Source organism: Kitasatospora sp. NPDC127111 (assembly GCF_042677465.1).
GTDB lineage: Bacteria > Actinomycetota > Actinomycetes > Streptomycetales > Streptomycetaceae > Kitasatospora.
The window spans coordinates 200738-222698 of sequence record NZ_JBHXTG010000003.1 but is presented as its reverse complement, the minus strand read 5'-3'; the positions used below and the strand labels follow the sequence as shown (position 1 = coordinate 222698).

At 74.0% G+C, this 21961-nt stretch carries 21 protein-coding genes; 12 read left to right on the top strand and 9 right to left on the bottom strand.

From position 1 onward, the window contains the following. Position 1 precedes the first annotated feature (1 nt). Positions 2-214, bottom strand: a complete 213-nt coding sequence (locus tag ACFVHB_RS04085; protein ID WP_380314695.1) for an EF-hand domain-containing protein — start codon at positions 212-214, stop codon at positions 2-4. Between the two features lie 232 nt (positions 215-446). On the opposite strand from ACFVHB_RS04085, the gene ACFVHB_RS04080 reads away from it, so the two are divergent. Continuing rightward, on the top strand, positions 447-1115 hold the full coding sequence (locus tag ACFVHB_RS04080) for a lysophospholipid acyltransferase family protein (RefSeq protein ID WP_380314693.1): 669 nt from the start codon (positions 447-449) through the stop codon (positions 1113-1115). 150 nt (positions 1116-1265) lie between these two features. On the opposite strand, the gene ACFVHB_RS04075 is transcribed toward ACFVHB_RS04080, so the two are convergent. Together ACFVHB_RS04075 and ACFVHB_RS04070 are read right to left on the bottom strand one after the other, a co-directional pair. Further along, entirely contained in the window at positions 1266-3101 is a 1836-nt protein-coding gene (locus ACFVHB_RS04075) for an ABC transporter ATP-binding protein (RefSeq protein ID WP_380314691.1), read from the bottom strand. 429 nt (positions 3102-3530) lie between these two features. Beyond that, positions 3531-4304 (bottom strand): SDR family NAD(P)-dependent oxidoreductase, encoded by a 774-nt coding sequence (locus ACFVHB_RS04070; RefSeq protein ID WP_380314689.1) that lies wholly within the window; start codon positions 4302-4304, stop codon positions 3531-3533. A gap of 243 nt (positions 4305-4547) precedes the next feature. Here ACFVHB_RS04070 and ACFVHB_RS04065 point away from each other — a divergent pair, with 243 nt between their 5' ends. The 3 genes from ACFVHB_RS04065 (at position 4548) to ACFVHB_RS04055 (ending at position 7865) form a co-directional block, all read left to right on the top strand. Then, entirely contained in the window at positions 4548-4739 is a 192-nt protein-coding gene (locus ACFVHB_RS04065; protein ID WP_380314687.1) for a hypothetical protein, read from the top strand. Between the two features lie 117 nt (positions 4740-4856). Beyond that, positions 4857-6809 (top strand): DUF6895 family protein, encoded by a 1953-nt coding sequence (locus tag ACFVHB_RS04060; RefSeq protein WP_380314686.1) that lies wholly within the window; start codon positions 4857-4859, stop codon positions 6807-6809. Continuing rightward, positions 6810-7865, top strand: coding sequence for a serine hydrolase domain-containing protein (locus ACFVHB_RS04055; protein ID WP_380314685.1), 1056 nt, complete (start codon positions 6810-6812; stop codon positions 7863-7865). 65 nt (positions 7866-7930) lie between these two features. Here the strand turns inward: ACFVHB_RS04055 and ACFVHB_RS04050 are convergent, their stop codons facing one another. From ACFVHB_RS04050 to ACFVHB_RS04040, 3 genes are read right to left on the bottom strand one after another with little or no spacing between them, the layout of a single operon-like run. Then, positions 7931-8824, bottom strand: coding sequence for an SDR family oxidoreductase (locus tag ACFVHB_RS04050; RefSeq protein ID WP_380314684.1), 894 nt, complete (start codon positions 8822-8824; stop codon positions 7931-7933). Next, positions 8821-9852, bottom strand: a complete 1032-nt coding sequence (locus ACFVHB_RS04045; RefSeq protein WP_380314683.1) for an alpha/beta fold hydrolase — start codon at positions 9850-9852, stop codon at positions 8821-8823. Before ACFVHB_RS04045 ends, ACFVHB_RS04050 begins: the two co-directional genes overlap by 4 nt. Next, the gene (locus tag ACFVHB_RS04040) at positions 9849-11543 is read right to left on the bottom strand and encodes a flavin-containing monooxygenase (RefSeq protein ID WP_380314682.1); all 1695 of its coding nucleotides are present in this window, start codon (positions 11541-11543) and stop codon (positions 9849-9851) included. The genes ACFVHB_RS04045 and ACFVHB_RS04040 overlap by 4 nt, the downstream gene beginning before the upstream one ends. A 179-nt stretch (positions 11544-11722) precedes the next feature. Between ACFVHB_RS04040 and ACFVHB_RS04035 the strand changes: the two genes are divergently transcribed. The 7 genes from ACFVHB_RS04035 (at position 11723) to ACFVHB_RS04005 (ending at position 18640) form a co-directional block, all read left to right on the top strand. Further along, entirely contained in the window at positions 11723-12583 is an 861-nt protein-coding gene (locus ACFVHB_RS04035) for a MerR family transcriptional regulator (protein WP_380314681.1), read from the top strand. Between the two features lie 171 nt (positions 12584-12754). After that, positions 12755-13768 (top strand): ABC transporter substrate-binding protein, encoded by a 1014-nt coding sequence (locus ACFVHB_RS04030; protein ID WP_380314680.1) that lies wholly within the window; start codon positions 12755-12757, stop codon positions 13766-13768. A gap of 278 nt (positions 13769-14046) precedes the next feature. Continuing rightward, entirely contained in the window at positions 14047-15411 is a 1365-nt protein-coding gene (locus ACFVHB_RS04025) for an MFS transporter (RefSeq protein ID WP_380314679.1), read from the top strand. 309 nt (positions 15412-15720) lie between these two features. Then, positions 15721-16059, top strand: a complete 339-nt coding sequence (locus tag ACFVHB_RS04020; protein WP_380314678.1) for a type VII secretion target — start codon at positions 15721-15723, stop codon at positions 16057-16059. Further along, positions 16056-17612 carry a WXG100 family type VII secretion target gene (locus tag ACFVHB_RS04015; RefSeq protein ID WP_380314677.1) on the top strand — a complete coding sequence of 519 codons (1557 nt, stop codon included), beginning with the start codon at positions 16056-16058 and terminating at the stop codon, positions 17610-17612. The genes ACFVHB_RS04020 and ACFVHB_RS04015 overlap by 4 nt, the downstream gene beginning before the upstream one ends. Continuing rightward, positions 17609-17998, top strand: a complete 390-nt coding sequence (locus ACFVHB_RS04010; RefSeq protein ID WP_380314676.1) for a hypothetical protein — start codon at positions 17609-17611, stop codon at positions 17996-17998. Before ACFVHB_RS04015 ends, ACFVHB_RS04010 begins: the two co-directional genes overlap by 4 nt. Before the next feature lie 54 nt (positions 17999-18052). Continuing rightward, positions 18053-18640, top strand: a complete 588-nt coding sequence (locus ACFVHB_RS04005) for a GNAT family N-acetyltransferase (protein ID WP_380314675.1) — start codon at positions 18053-18055, stop codon at positions 18638-18640. A 242-nt stretch (positions 18641-18882) separates the two neighbouring features. On the opposite strand, the gene ACFVHB_RS04000 is transcribed toward ACFVHB_RS04005, so the two are convergent. Beyond that, on the bottom strand, positions 18883-19701 hold the full coding sequence (locus tag ACFVHB_RS04000) for a class I SAM-dependent methyltransferase (protein WP_380314674.1): 819 nt from the start codon (positions 19699-19701) through the stop codon (positions 18883-18885). A 113-nt stretch (positions 19702-19814) separates the two neighbouring features. After that, entirely contained in the window at positions 19815-20243 is a 429-nt protein-coding gene (locus ACFVHB_RS03995) for an ester cyclase (protein ID WP_380314673.1), read from the bottom strand. Between the two features lie 126 nt (positions 20244-20369). On the opposite strand from ACFVHB_RS03995, the gene ACFVHB_RS03990 reads away from it, so the two are divergent. Next, positions 20370-20849: a GNAT family N-acetyltransferase gene (locus tag ACFVHB_RS03990; RefSeq protein WP_380314672.1), complete on the top strand. Its 480-nt coding sequence runs from the start codon at positions 20370-20372 to the stop codon at positions 20847-20849. A 163-nt stretch (positions 20850-21012) separates the two neighbouring features. Here the strand turns inward: ACFVHB_RS03990 and ACFVHB_RS03985 are convergent, their stop codons facing one another. Then, the gene (locus tag ACFVHB_RS03985) at positions 21013-21924 is read right to left on the bottom strand and encodes a LysR family transcriptional regulator (protein ID WP_380314671.1); all 912 of its coding nucleotides are present in this window, start codon (positions 21922-21924) and stop codon (positions 21013-21015) included. Positions 21925-21961: the final 37 nt, after the last annotated feature.

Here is a 21961-nt window from a genome sequence, read left to right as displayed (position 1 = left end):
CTCAGCCCTGACGCGCGGCCAGGAACTCGTCGAAGGTCAGCTCGCCGTCGTGGTTCGTGTCCATCTGCTTGATGATGGCCTCGGCCACCGCGATCGTGGTGGTCAGGTCGCCGAGCTCGCGCGCGACCTTGGCGTACTCGGCGGCGGTGATCCGGCCGTTGCCGTTCACGTCGTACTTGTCGAACGCCGCGCGGATGGTCTCGACGTCTGCCATGGGTGGCCCCTTCTGATGAACTGCTGATCCTGAAGACCGGCTGATGTGCGTTTCCGTCGGCGGTACCCTACCCGCCCGTGGTGAGCGCCACGGCGGGCGGGAGTGGACGGGCTCCGGGGTCGGTGTCGTAGTCTGCGGGTCTGTTCCCGGCCCGGCCGGGGATTGATCGACCACCGATTGTCGTCTGTTCAGGCCCGGGCACCTCTCGGGCGTGCGCGTCCTGGGAGGGACCATGCTCGATCTCGTCACCAAGCTGGTGCTGAAACCGCTCTCGCGGGGGATCTGGCGGCCGAACATCGAGGGTCTGGAGAACGTGCCGCGCAAGGGCGGGGTCATCCTGGCCAGCAACCACCTGTCCTTCATCGACAGCGTGGTCATCCCGCTGACCGCCCCGCGCCGGGTGCACTTCCTCGCCAAGGCCGAGTACTTCACCGGCACCGGGCTGAAGGGCGCGGTGTCCAAGGGCTTCTTCGAGGCGATCGGCGCGGTGCCGGTCGAGCGCGGCACCTACCGCTCGGCGCAGGCCTCGCTGGAGTCGGCGCTGGAGATCCTGGAGGACGGCAAGGCCTTCGGCATCTACCCGGAGGGCACCCGCTCGCTCGACGGCCGCCTCTACCGGGGCAAGACCGGTGTGGCCTGGCTGGCCCTCACCGCGGGCGTCCCGGTGGTGCCGGTGGCGCTGGAGGGGCCGGAGCAGATCCTGCCGATCGGCAAGCGCGTCCCCCGGATCAAGAAGGTGACGGTCCGTTTCGGCGAGCCGCTGCACTTCGACGAGCTGCACGGCCAGGCGCGCTCGCTCAAGGCCCGCCGGCAGGTCACCGACGAGGTGATGCGGGCGATCCAGCAGCTCTCCGGCCAGGAGGTCGTGGAGAGCTACAACGAGATCCCCAAGGCCGCCTGAGACCCGTCCCGTCCGAGGCCTGCCGGGACTGCCCGGGGCCCGCGCGGGCCCGGCCGGCGCTGCCGTGGGCCGGGGCCGTGTCCGCGAGTCCGCGTGGTTCCGCCTGCGGCCGGCCGGGCACACCGCCGGGGGCCGCGCCCACCCCGCCGGCTACGCGTGCCCGAGGGACGGCACCGGCACCGACGCCGGAACCGGCGCCTCGCGGCGCAGCAGCGCCGCGTACCGGCCGTCCGCCTCGACCAGGTCGTCGTGGGTGCCCAGCTCGGCCACCTCACCGTGGTCCAGGACGACGATCTGGTCGGCGGCCCGGACGGTGGACAGCCGGTGGGCGATGGTGATGGTGGTCCGTCCGGCCGCCAGGGTGTCGATCGCCTGCTGGACGGCGTGCTCGGTCCGGTTGTCGAGCGCGCTGGTGGCCTCGTCCAGGATCAGCACCGGCGGGTTGCGCAGGATCGTCCGGGCGAGCGCGAGCCGCTGCTTCTCCCCTCCCGAGAAGCGGTAGCCGCGCTCGCCGACCAGGGTGTCGTAGCCGTCCGGCAGGCCGGCGATGGTCTCGTGGATCTGCGCGGCCTCCGCGGCGGCCACCAGCTCGGCGTCGGTGGCGTCCGGCTTGGCGAAGCGCAGGTTGTCGGCGACCGAGGCGTGGAAGAGGTAGGTCTCCTGGGAGACCACCCCGACCGCCCGGGACAGCGTCTCGAAGGACAGCTCGCGGACGTCGACGCCGTCGATGGTGACCCGGCCGCCGGTGACGTCGTAGAGGCGGGGGACGAGGTAGCTGAGCGTGGTCTTGCCGGAGCCGGTCTCGCCGACCACGGCGAGCGAGCTGCCGGCCGGGACCTTGAGCTCGACGCCCGACAGGGTCGGCCGCTCCTGCTCCGCGTCGTACCGGAAGTCCACGCCCTCGAACCTGACCTCGCCCTGGATCCGCTCCAGGGCCACCGGGTGCTCCGGTTCGGCGATCTCCACCGGCAGGTCGAGGTACTCGAAGATCCGGTGGAACAGCGCCAGCGAGGTCTGCACCTGCACGCCGGTCGAGAGCAGGCTGACGGTCGGGCGGAACAGGCCCTGCTGGAGCGAGACGAACGCGACCAGGGTGCCGACCGAGACGATCGGCGAGCCGCCGGCCGAGGCCAGCCCGGCCGCCCAGTAGATCACCGCGGGCATCGCGGCCATCACGATCTGGATGGTGTTCATCCGCCAGCGCCCGGCCATGCTGGCGCGCACCTCGAGGTCGGCCAGCTGGTCGGACTGCCCGGTGAACTCCTTCGACAGCGAGTCGGAGCGGCCCATGGTGCGGCCGAGCAGGATGCCGCTGACCGACAGCGACTCCTGCACCGCCGAGCTCATCGCGGCCAGCTGCTTCTGCCGCTCGGCGGTGATCTTCTTGCGCTCGTTGCCGACCCGGCGGCTGATCCAGACGAACACCGGCAGGAGCAGCAGCGAGACCACGGTGAGCCGCCAGTCGAGCGCGACCATGGCGACCACGGAGGCGATCACGCCGGTGAAGTTGGAGACCAGCGAGGTGGCGGTGGAGGTCACGGTGGACTGCATGCCGCCGATGTCGTTGGCGATCCGGGACTGCACCTCGCCGGTGCGGGTCCGGGTGAAGAAGGCCAGCGACATCCGCTGGAGGTGGCTGTAGACGGCGGTGCGCAGGTCGTGCATGACGCGCTGGCCGACGGTGGTGGAGATCAGCGTCTGCAGCACGTTGAAGATGCTGTTGACCACGGCGGCGGCGACCATGCCGAGCGCGAGCACGCTGAGCAGGCCGGTGCGGCCCTGCGGGATGGCGGTGTCCAGGACGGCCCGGAGCAGGAACGGCGATATCACCGAGACCACGGCGGAGGCCGCGACCAGCAGCCCGACCGCGGTGAGCCGGCCGGTGTAGGGGCGGAAGAGCGCGAGGATGCGGCGCCACTGGGCCGGCGGGCGGGTCTCGCCCTCGGCACGGGCGGGCGGGGTCCAACGGATGCCATCGGGCCTCAAGGGCGGACCTCCCAGGGTCGGACGCGCGGGCGCGCGGCGGGCGCCGCACCGCGCGGTGGCGCGGCGGGCACGGCGGGCACGGCGGTCGGGCGGCCGCCAGCATAGCGAGAATAGCTCATAGTTAGCGAAGCTAATAGTGAGGCTCGCTCTATTCCCGGCCGGTCACCCGCTCGCCCGGGTCCGCCGGCGCCCCGCCCAGCCCGGGCCCGGCCGTGCCGCTCGCGCCTTTCCGTACCCGCTCGCGCCTTCCCGTGCCCGCTCGCGCCTTCCCGTGCCCGCTCGCGCCTTCCCGTGCCCGCTCGCGCCTTCCCTTGCCCGCTCGCGCCTTTCCGTGCCCGCTCGCGCCCGTCGGCGCCCTCCGATGCCCGGGCCGGGTCCGCCTGCGCCCGCCCGGGCCCGCCCGGGCCCGCTCATGCCGGGCCGTGCCGGCTAGTTCGTCCGGTAGGTGCGCGCCGCCTTCGAGGAGAGCCCGCCGAGCTTGCCGGACGGCAACAGACGGGCGATCGTGACCGCGATCTTGTAACGCTTCCCCGGGACGGACAACGAACGCCCCCGTGCCAGGTCGCGCATCGCCTCTTCCACCACCCGCTCGGCGGACAGCCAGCCCCAGGACGGGATGTTGCCCGTCCCCATGCCCGCCCGCTGGTGGAACTCCGTCCGGGTGAAGCCCGGGCAGAGCGCCATCAGCCGCACCCCCGTACCGCCGAGGTCGCGCATCACGCCCTGGGTGAAGCTCACCACCCAGGCCTTGCTCGCGCCGTACGTGCCGCGCGGCAGGAAGGCCGCCACCGAGGCGACGTTGACGATCGCGCCGCGGCGCCGCTCGCGCATGCCCGGCAGCGCGGCCGTGGTCAGCCGGAGGATCGCCTCCACGTGCACCTTCAGCATGTCCAGCTCGTCCTGGAGCGGGACGGTCAGGAAGGCGCCCTTGTTGCCGAAGCCGGCGTTGTTCACCAGCAGGTCCACCGGGCGGTCGGCGTCGGCGAGCCGCGCCTCGACGGCGGCGATGCCGTCGTCGGTCGCGAGGTCGGCGGTCAGCACCTCGGCGTCGACGCCGTACGCGGCCCGCAGGTCGGCGGCGGAACGCTCCAGCCGCTCGGTGTCACGGGCCACCAGGACGAGCCGGTAGCCGCTCCGGGCGAGCCGGCGGGCGAACGCGGCTCCGATGCCGGCGGTCGCGCCGGTGATCAAGGCAGTGGTCATGCCCCTGACCGTACCCACTGCGCCCCGCGACGGGTACCGCAATCGGCATTCGTGACGCGTGCCGCGGCCGGAGTCCGGCGCCCGTACGGCCCGCACGGCACCCACCCGCCTCCACCCGTGACCACCCGCCTCCGCCCGCGACTACGCAGCGTACTGAAGTGGCACCGGACGGTTCGCATCCGTATCGTCGGTAGAGGGGCATCGCCGGGCCAGGCGATGACATCTTCGATGAGGAGGCATCTGATGCTTGCTCAGACCACCCAGACCACGCGGGCACCGCTCGCCACCCCGGCCGAGGCGGACGCGCTCGGCATGCTGATGACGGAGGACGAGGCGGCCGTCAGCGACGCGCCCACGTACTGCCCCGAAGCCCAGGGCGTGCTGATCGCCCTCCTGCTGCTGTCGCCGAAGCAGCCCAAGGAGAAGACCCGCTAGCGGAGCCGACCGGCAGCCCTTCGGGCGCGCCCGACTCCACCGACCCCTGAACGGGCCGGCTCGGTAGCGGCCGGCACCGGTACCGAGCCGGCTCCAGAACAGGAGAAGTCAACGCTCATGCCGTTCGCCGACACCTCCCTCCGTGACGAGTACGCCGCGGCCGTCGAGCGAGTGGCCGGCCGGGTCCTCCACGCCCTCGGGGGCGGCGGGGACCCGGTCGCGCCCGCCCGGCCAGGCCACGGCTCTCCAGCGTCGGCCGTCTCCCCCGACGCCGAACCCCCGCTTCTCACCTCCCCGCCGCTCGCCGCCGAAAGGCCGCTCCCGCGCGCCGAGTTGGCGGCCGTCCGGGTCCTCGGGCCCGACGCCTTCGCCCCCACGCTGCTCGCCGGCCGGGCGCCCGACGCGGCGACCGCACTCACCGTGGCACAGGCCCTCGACGTGTTCCCCGCCGCCGCCACCGATCCCACCCGGCCCGAGACCGCGCTCGTCGCCGCCTGGCGCGACCGGGCCACCACCCAACTGCTCGCCCGGGCCGGCCGCCCCACCGTCGCCCCGAGCGCCGACCACGTGCCCTCCCCCGCCCCGGGACCGGACCAACTCGGCTGGCCCGGCTGGTCGGTGGTCATGGCGCAGCTGTCCGCGCTCGCCCTGCCGGGCCTGGACGGGCCGGTCCACGAACTCGCCCGCCGGCACGACCTGGCCCTCGCCCGCGGCCTCGTCCGCTCGATGCTCCGCCGCGACCACCGGACCGCCGCCCGGATCGCCCGCTGGCTCGCCCGGACCGCCGCCGACGGCGTCCCGGCCCGCCTCGACCTCGCACCGGTCCTCGACCGGATCCGCCTGGCCGGCGACGGCAGTGCCCGCACGGCCCTCGATCTCGCCATCGCCGAACGCCTGTGGCGGCAACGCCCCTTGGGGGACGGCGAATCGGGGAATGTCCAGTTGGCGACCGGCCGGTTGGGGAAAGGCCAGCGGGGGGAAGGCGGTCCAGGGGAAGGCGGTCCAGGGGAAGGCCGCCTGGGGAACGGGCGCCCGGGCGGAGGCCGCCCCGGGGAAAGCCCGCCCCCGGGAACGCCCGCCGGCCACAGCGTCCGGGCCGAAGGAGACGCCGGCATGACCGGGACCGCGGTCCTGCGCACCGCCCAACAGCTCTCCGCCGGCGCCCTGCGCTGGCTGCACGGCCGCTACGAGAGCGGGCTCGGGCGGTTCTCCGCGGACGCCACGATCGACCTGGCCGACCCCGACAACGTCTACAAGCCGCTCGGCGAGGCCGCGTTGGCCACCGGGCTGCTGCTGCGCGAAGGCGTCGCCGGCACGGAGGACAGCCGGATCGCCCGCCGGATCCTCGACCTCTGCTGGGCCGAACTGCGGGAGGGCGACCTCCTCTACGAACGGCAGCTGCGCCACCCGCTGACGAGCGACCCGCTGGAGGTCTACGTCCACTTCGCCCGGGCCGGCCTCCGCCACCGACCGCTGGAGGGACTGCTGCAGTCACTGGCCGGGGTCCGTTCCGTCCAGGCGATGGAGGTCATGCCCAACCGGCGGCTCGCCGTGGCCAACGCCCGCCGGGTGATCGGACTCGCCCAGCAGCCCGACTGGTCCGCGCTCACCGCCGCCACCTGGCTCGGCGCCACCCCGGAACCCTGGCTGCTCGACTGGCTCACCGCCTACCACCTGACCCACACCGTCTTCCACCTCACCGACTGGGGCGCCCGGCCCGACGGACTGCCCGCCCCGATCCGCGACTACCTGCGCGAATGGCTGCCCGCCTGGATCGAGGTCTGGCTGGAGACCGGCGAGTGGGACCTCGTCGGCGAACTGCTCATCGTCGACGCCTGCATCGGAGCGCCCGAGGCCGGCGCCGCCGCCTGGGCCGCGCTCGCCGCCGTCCAGCGGGCGGACGGCCTCGTGCCGCGCGACACCGGGCCGGTCACCGAGGACCCCGAGCAGCAGCTCACCGACCACGGCCACACCGCCGTCGTCACCGTGGTGGCCGCGACCATCACCCTCGCCCGCGCACTCGGCGGCGCCCACGGTGGTACCCCCGGCGGCGCACCGGCGGTGGCCTGAGTGGAACGAGCCTTCGGCGCCGCCGAGTTCGCCGCTCTCGTCCCCGCCGCCGCACCGCACGCCACCGCCGTCACCCTGGCGTTCGCCTCCGGCGGCCGGCAGGCCGTCCACTGCCACGGACGGCTCGGCCGGGACGACGACGCCCCCTGCACGCCCGACACCGTCTTCGAACTCGGCTCCATCACCAAGACGTTCACCGCACTGCTGCTCGCCGCCATGGCCGCGCATGGCGAACTCGCCCTGGACGACCCGGTGGAGCGCCACCTCCCCCGTCGTTGGCGGCCCGCCACCGTCCGCTCCGGCGCGCCGATCCGCCTGCTGCACCTGGCCACCCACACCTCCGGGCTCCCCCGCCTGCCCCCGGGGCTGCTGGCCGCCGCCGTCCCGACCTTCCTCAGCAACCCGTACACCGGCTTCCACGACGAGCAGTTGCGCACCGCACTGGCCCGCACCACCGTGCGCCACCGGCCCGGTGCGCGCTTCCGCTACTCCAACTACGGTGTCGGCCTGCTCGGCCGGCTGCTCGCCGAGGCCGGCTCCGGCACGTACGCCGAACTGCTCGCCGAGCGCGTCTGCCGGCCGCTCGGCCTGCGCACCGCGACCACCGGCCCCGACGCGCCCGGGCGTGCCACCGGCCACCGGCGCGGCCGCCCGCTGCCGCCCTGGCACATCCCCGGCCTCCCGGGCGCGGGCGCCGTCCGGGCCTCCGGCACCGACCTGCTGCGTTACCTCCTCGCCCACCTCTCGCCGGACGGGGGCGAGTTGGCGACCGCGCTGCGTGACGTCCAACGCCCCCGGCTACGGCTGCCACACTCCTCCGGCCGGCTCGCCCTGGTCTGGAACCACCGCCGCACCGCCGGCCGCGACCTCGTCTTCCACGCCGGAGCCACCCGCGGCTTCACCGCGTTCGCCGGCTTCTGCCCCCAGTCCGCCACCGCCGTAGCCGCCCTCGCCAACTGCGGCCCCACCCTGGACAACCGCTTCGTCCAGGGCGCCTACGAGGTACTGAGGGGGTTGGCTGCCGCGGGGGACGACGCGCCGACAGATAACAGCTGACAGATGTTGAAATCTGTCAGCTGTTATCTGTTATCTGTTCGCTGTCATCTGTCAGCCGTCTCCCGTCAGTCCTTCGCGGAGCGGGCGGCGGTGTCGGCGGCGCCGCCCGCTCCCACGGGGCGCAAGCGGGTGGCGGCGGTGGCCGCGAGCTGAGGGGCCAGCTTGGCGACGTCGCGGGAGCCGACCGCGGCGATCACCAGGGGCAGGACGGCACGGACCGGCTGCATGCCGCGCAGCCAGGCCTGGGCGTAGACGTGGGCGGAGCGGCGGGCGATGCCGGCGACCAGGCGGTCCACGGCCGGGGCCAGGGGGTAGGTCTTGTTGGCCGGCCAGGGCAGCCGGGAGCGCATCTGCCGCAGCACGGTGTCCTGGTCGGCGCCGCGCACCATGTCGGTGTCGGTCCAACTCAGGTAGCCGACACCGACCTTGACGCCCTGATGAGCGACCTCGGCGCGGATCGAGTGGGCGAACGCCTCGACGCCGGCCTTGCTCGCGCAGTACGCGCTCATCAGCGGGGCGGGGGTCAGCGCGGCGAGCGAGGCGATCTGGAGCAGGTAGCCACGGCTCTCGACGAGAGCCGGGAGGAAGGCACGGGCGGTGGCGACGCTGCCGAGCAGGTTGACCTCGATCACCCGGCTGAACGCCCGGTGGTCGCTGTCCAGCAGCGGGCCGCCGATGGCGATGCCGGCGTTGGCGACCACCGCGTCGATCCGGCCGTAGTGATCCTTGATCAGCCGGGCGGTCTCGGTCAGCGCCTCGACGTCGGTGACGTCCGCCTCCCAGGCGGTGGCGGACGGGCCGCACTGCGCGGCGACGGCCTTGAGCTCGGCCGGTTCGAGGCCGAGCAGCGCGACCTTCGCGCCCTGCGCGGTGAGTTTGCGGGCGAGTTCGGCACCGACGCCGCGTGCGGCACCCGTGACGACGACGACCTGCGTGGACAGCGGCGGGACGGCGTTCATGCGCTCAGGCTCCTCTGCGGGGTGGCGGGACGGACGGCCGGGACGCCGGGACGGACGGCCGGGACGGCGGGACGAGAAGCGGGCCGGGCGGCGGCCGGGCCGTCGGCGGCCACATGCGCGGCGGCCAACTTCGCGGCGGCCATGCGGTCGATCTCGGCCGCGACCTCGGCGGGCCGCTCGACCGGCGCCATGTGGCCGACGCCGGGAAGCAGGAGCAGGCCCTGCGGATCGGGCAGAGCGGCGACCATCCGGTGGGCGTGCACCGGCGGGGTCAGGCGGTCGTCGGTGCCGACCACGACGGCGGTCGGCACGGCCAGGGCGGCCAGCCCGGCGCGGACGTCCAGGCCGTCCAGCACGCCGGCCCACCCGGCCCGAACGGCGGTCGGGCAGGCGTGCACGATCCGGGCCGTCGCCTCCACCCGGTCGGCGGGCGAACCCGGCCCCATCGTCGCGTACTTGAGGCCGGCGCGACTGACCGGCCCGACCGGGCCGAGCGGCAGCCGGGAGAGCAGCAGCCGACGGTGCAGGAACCGGCGCAGCCCGCGGGCGCGGACCGTGTCGGGCAGCACCCGGAGTTCGGCGATCAGGTCGGAGGGGCCGGTGGAGACCAGGACGGCGGCGGCCGTCCGGGCGGCGACCTCGGGGCGGCCGGCCGCCGCCATGATGGTCATGCCGCCCATGCTGTGGCCGGCCAGGACGGCCCGCTCACCTGCCGGGACGGTGCGCTCGAGAACGACGGTGAGGTCGTCGGCGAGCGCGCGGGTCGAGTAGCGGATCCGGCTGGGCGGGATCTCGCTGCGCCCGTGACCACGCTGGTCGTACGCCACCACCCGGTAGCGGTCGGCGAGCCGGCGGATCACCGGCGCCCAGAAGGCCGTCGAGCAGGTCCAGCCGTGGGCGAGCACGATGGTCGGGGCGGCGGGCTGTCCGTGGATCTCGACGTGCAACCGGATGCCGTCGGCCGAGCGGACGTCCCACACCTGGGCGGGGGTGGGCGGTACGCAGTCGGCGGGGAGGGCCGGGCTCATGTCAGGGCCTCCTCGGCGGCGGAGGCGCCGGTCGCGGTTGCCGAGGAGCCGGTCGCCGTTGCGGCGGCGCCGGTCGCCTCGGCGGCGCGGGGCTTCGGCGGGGTCCGCATGATCAGCTCGTACTCGCCGAGGTCGACCTTGCGGGTGGCGCGGCGGAACGAGGTGGTGGAGCCGGGCCAGAGCACGGTGTTCTTGCCGCTGGCGTCGAGGTACCAGCTGCGGCAGCCGCCGGTGGTCCAGACGGTGCGGTCCATCCGGTGCTGGAGCTCCAGGTTCCAGTGCCGCTGGGCGCGCTCGGTGGGCTGCATCGCGGTGGCGCCGACCGAGCCGAGCGCGGTGAGCGCGTCGATCAGGTAGTTCAGCTGGGACTCGATCATCAGGATCATCGAGCTGTTGCCGAGCCCGGTGTTGGGGCCGATGACGAAGAAGAGGTTGGGGAAGCCGCGCACGGTGGAACCGCGCAGCGCCTCCATGCCGCCCTTCCAGTGTTCGGCCAGGCTGGCGCCGCCGACGCCGAACACCCGGGAGCCGATGGGCATGTCGGTGACGTGGAAGCCGGTGCCGAAGACGATCGCGTCCACCTCGTGCTCGCTGCCGTCGGCGGCGACCAGGGTGGAGCCGCGCACCTCGCGCAGGCCGGAGGCGACCAGCTCGGTGTTGGGGGCGGCGAGTGCCGGGTAGTAGGTGTTGCTCAGCAGGATGCGCTTGCAGCCGATCCGGTAGTCCGGGGTGAGTTTGGCGCGCAGGGCCGGGTCGGCGACGCCCTGGGCGATGTGCCGCTCGGCGAGCTGCTGGACCACCTTCAGCAGGCCGGGCCGGCGGACGAAGGCGTCCACCTGGAGCTCGCGCAGGGCGAACAGGGTGCCGCGGCGGAGCTTGGCGGTCATCGGAAGCCGGTTGTGCAGCCACTTCTCCAGCTCGGTGATGTCGCGGTCGCGGCGCGGCAGGACCCAGGCGGGCGTCCGCTGAAAGACCGTCAACTTGCCGACCTGCGGCTGGATCGAGGGAATGATCTGCGCCGCCGAGGCGCCGGTGCCGACCATCGCGACCCGCTTGCCGGCGAGTTCGTAGTCGTGGTCCCAGCGGGAGGAGTGGAACACCTTGCCGGGGAAGGCGTCCAGGCCCGGCAGGTTCGGGATCTGCGGGTCGGCGAGCGGGCCGGCGGCGGCGACGAGGGCGTCGGCGGTCCACTCGCCGGCCGTGGTGGTGATCCGCCAGCGGGTCTCGTCGGCCTCCCAACGAGCCTTCGCCACCTCGGTGTTGAAGCGCAGATGCGGGCGGAGGCCGAACACGTCGGCGACCTTCTCCAGGTAGGCGCGGATCGCCGGCTGGCCGGAGAAGCTGCGCGGCCAGTCCGGGTTGGGCGCGAAGGAGAAGGAGTACAGGTGGGAGGGGACGTCGCAGGCGCAGCCGGGGTAACTGTTGTCGCGCCAGGTGCCGCCGACCGAGTCGGCGCGCTCCAGGATCACGAAGTCGGTGATGCCGGCACGGCGCAGCCGGACACCGGCGCCGAGGCCGCCGAACCCCGAGCCGATGACCGCGACCCGGACGTGCGGGGCGGGTGCGGCGGGGGCCGCCGTGGCGAGGGCGGGCGCCGGCGCGTCGACGGGCGCGGGCGCCCCGGCGGGGTCGGCGCCCGGGGAGTCCTGGCCGGACGCGCCGGGGCGGGGGCGCTTGGTGCTGGATGCCATGCGGCGTCCTCCTGAGGGTGGGGGCCTGAGGTGCGCACTGCTGCGACGAACCGCCTACATGGTGCCGTGGCGCCGCCGCGATAACCATGCCAGCAATCACTGGCGCGATTGGCAGAGTAGCCCGTGCCACCGGCGGAGGGAAGAAGCCCGGCCACGTCACTTCCCCGATCACCGGTCCTATGCTGAGCGCCGTGGACAAGCTCAGAGCAGCGGCAGGCGACAGGCGACGCGAGTACCGGGTGGAGGAGCTGGCCGAGGCGGCCGGCATCACCACCCGGACCCTGCGCTTCTACCGCGAGCGCAAACTGCTCCAGCCGCCGCGCAAGGAGGGCCGGATCGCCTGGTACGGCGAAGCCCACCTGGCCCGCCTCCGGGTGATCGCCGAACTGCTGGAGCGTGGCCACACCCTGGGCGGCATCGCCGAGTTGATCGGCGCGGGCGAGAGCGGTCAGGACGTCGCCGAGCTGATCGGACTGGAGGCGGCGATCATCGCGCCGTGGTCCGACGAGACGCCGGCCCACGTGGACTGGGAGGAGCTCAAGACCACCTTCGGCGACCAGCTCACCGAGGAGAACACCGCCGAGGCGATCGCCCAGGGCTACATCACGATCGGCGAGGACGGGATCACCCACGTCAGTCGCCGGCTGATGGACGCGACGACGGCACTGGTCGCGGAAGGCGTCCCGCTCTCGGCCGTCCTGGAGGCCAGCCGGCGCTCCCAGGAACACGTGGACGCGATCGCGGAGATCTTCACCTCACTGGTCCGCGACCAGATACTCGGCGCACTCGCCGCCGACACCCCCCTGCCGCCCGGCGAGGCGACCCGGCTGACCGAGCAGATCCTGCGGGTCCGCCCGCTCGCCCGGACCGTCACGGACGCGCAGTTCGCCCTGGCGATGGACCGCCGGGTGCACGCCGAGTACGACGAGCTCCTCCGACAGCGACTTGAGCGGGAGGGCGAGGGCGAGGGCGACGGCGGAGACGGGGGCGAGAGCGGCGGGCGGACGGGCGAGGACCAACCGGGCACGACTGACAGCTGACAATTGACAACTAACAGATGTTGAAATCTGTTAGTTGTCATCTGTCAGCTGTCACTTGTCAGCCGCCCCGGCTGGCCGAGCGTCAGGCCGACCGTTCGTTCGGCGCGTAGCCGGGCCCGCCACCGGGCAGGGATCCCGGCGCCTCGCCGCCTTCCGGAACGGAGTCGCCCGATGCCGCACGCCCTCACCCCCACCACCTCCGCGTCCCGAGCCGCCGCCCTCACCCGCCGAACCCTGCTCGCCGCGGTCTCCGGCCTCGCGCTCGCCGCCTGCACCTCCGGCGGCTCGGGCGGCTCCGGCAGATCCGACGCCCAGGGCGGCACCCCCGGCGCCGGCACCGGGACCCGGACCGTCCGGCACGCGCGCGGCGAGAGCACCGTCCCGGCGCGCGCTGCCCGCGTCGTCGTCCTGGACACCGACGCGCTGGACTCCGCCGTCACGCTCGGCGTCACCCCGGTCGGCGCCACGACCGTCGCCGAGGGCGCGGCGCTGTCCGGGTACCTGCCGGCCGCGCGGCTGGCCGGGACCAAGGCCGTCGGCACCATCGGCCAGCCCAGCCTGGAGGCCGTCGCCGCACTGCGGCCGGATCTGATCCTCAGCAACCAGGTCCGCGACGACAAGCGGTACGACGAGCTGTCGAAGATCGCCCCGACCGTGCTGACCAGGACCACCGGGCCCGCCTGGAAGGAGAACGTGCGACTGCACGCCGAGGCGCTCGGCCGGCAGAGCGAGGCGGCCGCGGCGGAGGCGGCGTACCGGGCCAAGGCGGCTGACCTGGTCGCCGCGCTCGGCGGACCGGAGAAGGCGGCCGCCACCAAGGTGGAGATGGCCCGCTTCCTGGCCGGCGCGCCCACCCGTCTCTACCTCAACGACACCTTCATCGGCTCGGTCCTCAAGGACGTCGGCCTGGGCCGGCCCGCCAATCAGGACAAGGCCGGATTCTCCATGGAGATCAGCCCGGAGCAGGTCGACCAGGCCGCCGCGGACGTCATCTTCTACTCGGTGTACGGCGACGCGGCCAAGTCCGACCGGGCGAAGATCATGGAGGGCTCGCTCTGGAAGAACCTGGACGCGGTGCGCCGCGGCCGGGTCTACCCGGTGGACGACGGCCTGTGGATGCTCGGCATCGGCTACACCGGCGCCGGCATGATCCTGGACCAGATCCGGAGGAGCCTGGCCGGCTGACACCCCCGCACCCGGACACCGCCGCACCCGGCACCGCCACAGACCACGCCCCCCGCAGCCCGGTCCCCAGCGGCGCGGCGCCCCCGTTGGCCGGTCCTCCAACATGATCGAGCGCGCCCGGCCGACTCCGCTGGGTGATCGCACGGTTACCTGGAGGATCCTCCCGGCCGTACGGTCGGAGCTCACCCGCGGTTCGTTGCGGTCACCGGCCGGGCCGGTGGTGGGAGGCGGGCGCCCACACCGGCTCCGAGTGGGGGCACTCCAGGATGTCCGTGGTCATGAGATTCCGTTCGGCGGCGCGGCTGACGGGCGGTGTAGTGCTGCTCTGGTCGCTGCTGGGCCGGCTGCCGAACGCGATGTGCCCGATCGGCACGCTGCTGCTGGTCACCCGGAACACCGACAGCGTCTGGCGCGGTTCGGTGGTGGCCGGGGCGCTGGCGGTCGGTCAGGCGGTCGGCGGTCCGCTGGTCGGGCGGCTCGCCGACCGGCGCGGACAGCGGACGGTCGGGCTGGTCGCGGCGGCCGTGAACACCGTCGCGATCGTGGCGCTGGTCGCCGCCTCCGAGGGCGGGCTCCCGATGGTCTGGCAGATCGCGCCGGCCGCGCTGATCGGGCTCTCCGTCCCGCTGGTCGGCCCGCTGTCGCGTAGCCGGTGGGTCCGACTGGCCGACGGGAACGCCGAGTTGACGTCCTCGATGCTCTCACTGGACGGCATCGTGGACGAGATCAGCTTCACCACCGGCCCCGCGCTGGTCGGTCTGCTCGCCACCCTGGCCTCCCCCGCGGCCGGCCTGCTGACGGCGGCCACGCTGGTCGGCGTCTGCGCCACCCTGTTCGCCCTCCACCCGACCGCCACCCCCGGGTCCGCCGCCCGTACCGCCACCCCCGGGTCCGCCGCCCCCGCCGGGGCCGGGGGCCGGGCCCGGCGCTCCGCCCAGGGCCAGAACACCGACCGCCTGTTGAGCACGCCGTACGTCCTGCTGCTGGCCGGAATGGCGCTGCTGGGCGCCTGCTTCGGCTCGGTGCAGGTCGGGGTGACGGCCACCACGGACTCCCTCGGGCAGCCGGGCGCGGCCGGGCTGCTCTACGGGTTCATGGGCTTCACCAGTGCCTTCGCCGGAATCGCCACCGCCGCCCTGCCGGCGCGCTGGGAACTGCCGCTGCGCCTGCGGGCGGGGACCGGCCTGCTCTGCTCGGCTTCCGTCCTGCTGCTCTTCTCGGGCGGCAGCGCGGGCGCCCTGGCGGCCGCGATCGGGTGCGTGGGCGTGGCCGTCGCCCCGCAGATGATCACCATGTTCGGCCTGGTGGAGCGGACGGTGCCGGCGTCCCGGCTGGGCGAGGCGATGGCGGCGCTGGTCAGCGCGATCATCCTGGCCCAGTCGGCGGGGACGTTCCTGGGCGGCTGGGCCGCCGACCACCTCGGGCCCACCGCGCCGTTCCGGATCACCGTCGCCGCGGCCACGGCCGCCCTGCTGCTCGCCGCGTTCACCGCCACCGACCGCCGGTACCGCCGCCGGGACCGGCCGGCCGAGGGGGACACCAAGACCAGCCCAAGCGACGGCGGTGATTCCCGGCAGATCGCGGAGCCGACGCGTGCGCCGCGTGAAGAGAACGAGGAGCCGGTGCAACCCTCGCGGGCGTAACACCGCGGCCGCTCCCACACGTTAGGCTCAGCCTCCGATGTCCGCGTCGCACCACACGGCGTGGGCATCGAGCCATTCGGGCCGACCGGCAGCCGACGTCCGGACCACGCAGCGGACGGCGCGACGGATCGCGCGCCGGACGACGCGACGGACGGGGCACCTGACGCCGCGCCGGACGTCGGCCCGGAGGCGCACCGGAGGCACCGAAGTACGAAGCACCAAGCACGAAGCACGAAGCACACCGAACGACGAGCCGGCTGACGTACCGGAAGACGTGAGGACGTCCCGGGGACGGGGGAACGGGGAAGCATGAGCGGCGAAGCAGGAGCGGGAGCCGGCGGGGCGGGCGGATACGGCGTCAGCCTGGCGGGTCTGAGCGGCGTGAACGACCAGCTGGCCAAGACCGCCGCCGACATCGCGGCGGCCAAGACCGCGTACACGGGTTCGGCCTGCTACGCGTCCACGGCGTTCGGCGAGTTCGGCGTGGACCAGGCCTGGGCGGCCTTCGACAGCGCGTGGTCGAAGGAGATCTCCGTCACCCAGCGCGCCCTGGACGAGCTGTCGCAGAAGATGTCGACCACCACGCAGAACTACCACGACACGGAGAAGGCGATCGCCGCCGCGCTGGTCCCGGCGGGTGGCCGGTGAGCAAGGTCAAGGATCTGGAGCACGCCCAGCACAGCATCGAGCAGGTCACCTTCTTCCTGCCCGGAATCCACCTGATACAGGGGATCGACCAGGCGCTGGCCGTCCCGGAGCCGGTCGGCGACCCGGCGGCGATACGGGCCCGGGCGAAGGACTACGCGCAGGCGGCCGTCTCCTTCGGCCAGGCCGCGCAGGACCTCTCGGGCATCGCCACCAACCAGCTGCCCGCGGTCTGGACCGGTTCGGTGGCCGAGCACGCCACCCAGGCGATCCACGCCATGTCGGCCGAGACCACCACGTCCAAGGAGAACCTGGAGGCGGCGGCCAAGCTGCTGGACGCCTGGGCCAACGACCTGGAGTGGGCGAAGCGCACCGACGCGGACGGGTGCAGCCGGCTGCGGGCGGCCAGGGAGAAGGCCGAGCACGACCCCGGCGCGTTCGACCCGGACGCGCGGAACGGCGCGCTGGACGGTGTCGGCGCCCGGCTCACGGCCGCGCGGCACGCCGAGAGCTGCGCGACCAGCACCGCCAGCAAGCTCAACCAGCTGACCTCCAAGGCCCGTGCCCAGCGCGCCGGCCAGGGCTCGATCGACCCGCTGGCGGCCGTGGTGCTGGCCACCGAGAGGAACCCGGGCGCGGGCGAGGACGACGGCTACATCCTGACGCCGGGCCAGCTCGACCGGGCCACCCAGACGCTCGGCGTGATGAACGGCGCCGACCAGGCGGCCTTCCGCGCCCTGCTCGCCGACGCCAAGTCCCCCGAGGAGGCCGCCTACCTGTGGAAGGCCCTGGCGGCCGGGCACTCGGTGGCCGACATCCAGAAGTTCGACGCGGGCATCCACCCGCACGGCGACGACCCGGCCTGGCTCGCCCAGCACCTGGTGCCCGCGACCAGCACCAGTGACACCAACCGGGAGTCCTCGGACAACATCGACCTGACCTACCAGGGCCAGCAGGTCAACATCGACGGCTACTCCGTCTACTCGCAGCGCAACGTCAGCGACTGCGTGGCCGCGTCGACCGTGATCGCCCAGGCCAAGCTGGACCCGCTGCTGATGTACCAGCTGACCACCGGCGGCACGCCCGACGTGCCCGGCGCCGACTCCCCGCAGAACTTCGAGCAGCGGCTCCAGAAGACCTACATCGACGAGTACATCGCGGGACAGAAGGCCGACGGCCGGAAGACCTACCCCAAGGAGGACAAGGGCCTCGGCGCCACCGCCCAGACCTACCTGGCCGACAAGGACCTCGGCAAGGCGACCGGCGCCGACTACGAGCACGTGGAGCTGAAGAGCGACGCGGACCGGCGGGCGGCGCTGGCCCGGATCGAGAAGTCCGTGGACGAGGGCCTGCCGGTGCCGATCACCGTCCGCAACGAGGACTCCGGCCACCAGATGATGATCATCGGGCGGGACGGTGACAAGCTGCAGGTGTACAACCCCTGGGGCTTCACCTCCTGGGTGACCGAGGAGCAGTTCGTCAACAGCCAACTCGGCGGACTGACCCCCGGCGACCACCCCCTGAACAAGTCGACCGCCCTGGAGCTGCCGAAATGACCACCGTCCGGCCGGACGCCGAACTGGCGGACCTCGACGTGCCCGCCGCCATCACCCGCGGCCTGCTGCTCACCGGTGGCCCGCGCCAGGCCCTGTTCACCGAGGCCGCCATCGCCGCCGCGCACCGCGCGGAGGCGGCGGACGTCGGCCCGTACCCGCTGGGCTTCCTCGCCCAGCACGTCCGGGCGGGCGGCTTCGCGGCCGCCCTGGCGCTGCCCGAGCCGGTCATCAGCAAGCCCGGCCGCGCGCTGGTCCGCAGCTGGCTGGAGGCCGCCGCGGCGAGCGGCGCCGACCTCGGGCGCGAGCACCTGTTCGCGCGCTGGCTGGCGGAGGTCTCCGCGCTGCTCGCGCTGCGGCGCGACCTGCGGGCGCTCGACGACGAGTGACGCGCCGTCAGGGGACCGGCACATCGGATTGACCCACCGTCCTACGATGTGATCATGATCGAAGGAACGAAGGTGAGGCTGCGCGCGCTGCGCGCCGAGGACGCCGAGCACCATCTCCGGTGGCGCAACGACGCCGAGACGGTGCGCCTCGCGGCCGCCGGTGACCCGTGCTTCGGCCCGGTCACCGCCGAAGCGGTGGGGCTGGCGTTCGACACGATGCTGAAGCTGGTCCCCCGCGAGGCGGCCGTGTTCACCGTCGAGGAGGCGGGGACGGGCCGTGCCATCGGCATGGCCGAGTACCGGGACCTCGATCCGTACGCCGGGGTCGCCACGATCGGGATCCTCATCGGCGAGAAGGAGTTCTGGGGCCGGGGGCACGGCTCGGAGGCCGTGCGGCTGGTGATCGACCACCTGTTCGGCGCGTACGGCCTGCGCCGGCTGGAGCTGGACACCTGGAGCGGCAACGAGCGCGCCGTCCGGAGCTTCACCCGGCTCGGCTTCCGGGAGGAGGGCCGGCGCCGCTCGGCCGTCCTGGTCGGCGGGGAGCGCTACGACCGGGTGCTGTTCGGCATGCTCCGTGAGGAGTGGTCCGCGGCGGCCGCGCGGGGACGGGCCGAGGCCGCCGGGACGGTCCCCGCCTAGGGCCCGGCGAGATCCGCCGGACGGCCCCTGACCGCTGACGGTCCCCCAGCGGCCGTCGACGTCGCCGCTGCCGACGGACGACGGCCGCCGGGGACGCCCCGCCCCGCATACCCCGCGCGGCCCGCACGCCCCGCCCGGCCCGCCAGGTCAGCCACGTCAGCCGGACAGCGCCCGCAGCCCCGCCACGAGCCCCAGCACCGGCCGGACCGTCAGGTCGTCACCGGGCAGGGCCAGTGCCGGATTCACCGGACCCGGGCGAGGAAGAGGTCGGTGAGCTGGTCCATGGCGATCCCGCCGCCGTGCGCGTCCAGGACCTCGGCCGTGTCGGCGAGGGTCCGTTCGAGCCGTTCCGGCGGGAGGACGCGGTAGGCCGAGACCGAGGCGAGGAGCCCCAGGTAGCGCTCGGTGTCGTAGTACCGCTCCTGCCGGTACCGGACGGCCCGGAGGTCGGTGAAGCGGCCGTCCCGGCGGCACTGCTCCTCGGGCCATTCGAGCACGTCCGCCCAGTCGCCGGGCGTCTGTCCGTAGTCGGACGCCGAGGCGCTGTGCGGGGTCTGGCGCAGCCCGTGCCGGCGGTCGACCTCGGCCAGGGCGGCCAGCAGCCGCGGGTCGCGGGTGCCGTGCGGGTTCCAGAACAGGGCCACCGCCCCGCCGGGCGCGAGGGCGTCGTGCACCAGGTCCCACCGCCGTTCCGGGGCCACCCAGTGCCAGGACGTCGCCGCGTAGACCAGCCCGAAGCGGCGGCCGTCCGGCTGCCAGTCCTCGAAACGGCCGGTCTGCACGCGGACCCGCGGGAAGCCCGCGGTGTTGCGCCGCAGCACCTCGGCCATCCGCACGTCGGGCTCGATGCACAGCAGTGGGGTGCCGAGTGCGGCGAACGGCAGGGTGGCCTTTCCGGTGCCGGCACCGATCTCGACCGCCGTCCGGTCGCCCAGCTCCGCGTACGCCAGCACCTCCTCGGCCAGTGCGTCCGCGTAGCCCGGACGGGCGGCGTCGTACAGCTCGGCCACCTCTCCGAAGACCTGGCTGCGCGCCATGTCGAGTCTCGGCTGCTCGGCCATGTGCATCCCCCCACGGTTCGACGGTCGGCGACCCGTCACCCTACCGACGACGCCCGGCCGACTGAAGGGCGCGCGGCGCGGCGACGTGGCGCGAAAGGGCGGCCGAGTGACGTTCAGTCGACGGTCGGCCAGTCCCAGCCGAGCTGGAGGAAGAGGCCCAGGCGGTCCGAGACGCCGCGGAACTCGCTGATCCGGCCGTCGGTCACCGTGAAGACGAAGATCGCCTCGTTCTCGAAGGACCGGCCGGTCGGCACGGGCATCCGGGGGTGGCTGCCGGAGCTGACGCCGCTCTGGGTGACCCGGGCGACGACCTGGTCCCCCTCGGCGATCAGGCCGTCGATCCGGGCGTGGTACGGCGCGAGCGCTTCGAGCTGCATCGCGATGGCGGCGAAGGCGGCGCCCGGCTCGTCCGGCTCGCCGTGAATGATCTTGTTGTGGTCGATCACGTCGGCGGCGAGGAAGTCGCGCAGGTCGGCGAGGCGGGCCTCGTTGAGGGCGACGAAGAAGTCGGTCACCAACTGCTTGTTCTGCTCGACGGTCATGGCTGAACCTTTCCCCACGGCTTCTCTTGCACTGCAAGAACTCTGTTGGGCAGCAGTTTTATCTTGCACTGCAAGAATGTCAAGGGAGGGCCACGGGACAGCGGGCGAGACGCGACACTGGTCCGCATGGTGACCATCCGTTCGCTGACCCCGCAGGACTGGCCGCTCTGGCGCGAGGCCCGGCTCGCCGCGCTCACCGAGGCGCCGCACGCCTTCAGGGCGCGGCTCTCCGACTGGGCGCACGGCGGCGAGCGGCAGTGGCGCGCACGGCTCGCGACGGCCGAGGCCTGCCACCTCGTCGCCCTGCTCGACGGCCGGGTCGTCGGGCTGGCCGGTGGGGTGCCCGGCCCGGACGGGACGGCGCAGCTGCGGTCCGTGTGGGTCGGGCCCGAGGTCCGGGGGCGCGGCGTCGGGGACCGGCTGGTCGCGGCGGTCGAGGCGTGGGCGCGGCGGTCGGGCGCCACCACGCTGACGCTCGCGGTGCTGCCGGGCAACGACGCCGCCCTCGCGCTCTACCGCCGCCACGGCTTCGTCGCCGCGGACGCGCCGGGGCTCCGGCCCGACGGCGCCACCGGGGAACGGGTGATGGCCAAGCCGCTGGGCTGACGCCCGGACGGAACCGCCCCGCGCCCGTGCGGACCCCACCCCGCGCGCCGCCGGGCGCCACCGGCCGGAAGACCGGCGACCGGCCGTAGCCGGGGCGCGTGGACGGCCCGTCAACGCCCGCGTCCACCAGACGTCCACGGGCCTCGGCCACTGCCGGCGGCGGTCAGCCCGGCGCGACCGCCGGGAAGGTCCGGCGCAGCCTGGCCAGCAGTTCAGCGGCCGCCGGGGTGGCCGGGCCGTCCGCCGGCCAGGCGACGGCGATGCGGCCGCGCAGCGCGGGGTCGGCGAGGCGCCTGGTGCGGATGCCGAGGGCGGCGCCGTGCTCGGCGGGGAGGTCCGGGAGGACGGCCAACCCCAGCCCCGTCGCGGCGAGTCGGGCGAGCAGGGGTGGGGACGAGGCCTCGAAGGCGATCCGCGGCTCGATGCCGGCGTGGGCGCAGGCGCGTTCCAGGACGGCGCGCAGGCCGGTCCCGCGCGGCAGGCTGATCAGCGGGCGGTCGGCGAGCGCGGTGACCGGCAGGGGGGCGTCGTCGGCCAGCACCGGGTCGCCGACGGCGGCCGCGGCGACCAGCGGGGTGTCCACGACCACCTGCAGTCCGATCCCGGGCGGGGGCTGCTCGTCCAGGAGTCCGACGATCGCGATGTCCAACTCGCCCCGGCGCAGGGCGGCGAGCATCTGCTCGGAGGCGGACTCGGTCAGCGAGATCTCGACGCCGGGGTGGTCCCGGTGGAAGCCCGCGAGCAGGTCGGCGACCGCGAACTCCTCGGTGGCGGCGCCGGCGACCAGGCCGATCGCGACCTGACCGCGGACCAGCCCGGCGTACTCGTCCGCGGTCTGCCGGATGCCCGCCACCGCCGCCAGGGCCGCCCGGACGTACGGGAGGACGGCCTCGCCGACCTCGGTGGTGGTCACCGTGCGGCCCGAACGGTCGAGCAGCCGGTGGCCCAACTCGCGTTCCAGCTGCCGGATCTGGGCGCTCACCCCGGGCTGGGCGAGGTGCAGCCGGGCCGCCGCCCGGGTGAAGTTGGCCTCCTCCACCACGGCGGCCAGGTAATGCAGCTGACGGAGCTCCATAAGCGGGGATTCTAGTGAGCAGAACAACCGGCTCTTG

Bases quoted from the DNA above. Each gene is read 5' to 3' on its own strand.
- ACFVHB_RS04050 (WP_380314684.1), bottom strand. From the start codon at position 8,824: ATGAACGCCGTCCCGCCGCTGTCCACGCAGGTCGTCGTCGTCACGGGT.
- ACFVHB_RS04005 (WP_380314675.1), top strand. From the start codon at position 18,053: ATGATCGAAGGAACGAAGGTGAGGCTGCGCGCGCTGCGCGCCGAGGAC.
- ACFVHB_RS04030 (WP_380314680.1), top strand. From the start codon at position 12,755: ATGCCGCACGCCCTCACCCCCACCACCTCCGCGTCCCGAGCCGCCGCC.
- ACFVHB_RS04035 (WP_380314681.1), top strand. From the start codon at position 11,723: ATGCTGAGCGCCGTGGACAAGCTCAGAGCAGCGGCAGGCGACAGGCGA.
- ACFVHB_RS04085 (WP_380314695.1), bottom strand. From the start codon at position 214: ATGGCAGACGTCGAGACCATCCGCGCGGCGTTCGACAAGTACGACGTG.
- ACFVHB_RS04020 (WP_380314678.1), top strand. From the start codon at position 15,721: ATGAGCGGCGAAGCAGGAGCGGGAGCCGGCGGGGCGGGCGGATACGGC.
- ACFVHB_RS04070 (WP_380314689.1), bottom strand. From the start codon at position 4,304: ATGACCACTGCCTTGATCACCGGCGCGACCGCCGGCATCGGAGCCGCG.
- ACFVHB_RS04000 (WP_380314674.1), bottom strand. From the start codon at position 19,701: ATGGCCGAGCAGCCGAGACTCGACATGGCGCGCAGCCAGGTCTTCGGA.
- ACFVHB_RS04045 (WP_380314683.1), bottom strand. From the start codon at position 9,852: ATGAGCCCGGCCCTCCCCGCCGACTGCGTACCGCCCACCCCCGCCCAG.
- ACFVHB_RS03985 (WP_380314671.1), bottom strand. From the start codon at position 21,924: ATGGAGCTCCGTCAGCTGCATTACCTGGCCGCCGTGGTGGAGGAGGCC.
- ACFVHB_RS04080 (WP_380314693.1), top strand. From the start codon at position 447: ATGCTCGATCTCGTCACCAAGCTGGTGCTGAAACCGCTCTCGCGGGGG.
- ACFVHB_RS04025 (WP_380314679.1), top strand. From the start codon at position 14,047: ATGAGATTCCGTTCGGCGGCGCGGCTGACGGGCGGTGTAGTGCTGCTC.
- ACFVHB_RS04010 (WP_380314676.1), top strand. From the start codon at position 17,609: ATGACCACCGTCCGGCCGGACGCCGAACTGGCGGACCTCGACGTGCCC.
- ACFVHB_RS03990 (WP_380314672.1), top strand. From the start codon at position 20,370: ATGGTGACCATCCGTTCGCTGACCCCGCAGGACTGGCCGCTCTGGCGC.
- ACFVHB_RS04060 (WP_380314686.1), top strand. From the start codon at position 4,857: ATGCCGTTCGCCGACACCTCCCTCCGTGACGAGTACGCCGCGGCCGTC.
- ACFVHB_RS03995 (WP_380314673.1), bottom strand. From the start codon at position 20,243: ATGACCGTCGAGCAGAACAAGCAGTTGGTGACCGACTTCTTCGTCGCC.
- ACFVHB_RS04040 (WP_380314682.1), bottom strand. From the start codon at position 11,543: ATGGCATCCAGCACCAAGCGCCCCCGCCCCGGCGCGTCCGGCCAGGAC.
- ACFVHB_RS04065 (WP_380314687.1), top strand. From the start codon at position 4,548: ATGCTTGCTCAGACCACCCAGACCACGCGGGCACCGCTCGCCACCCCG.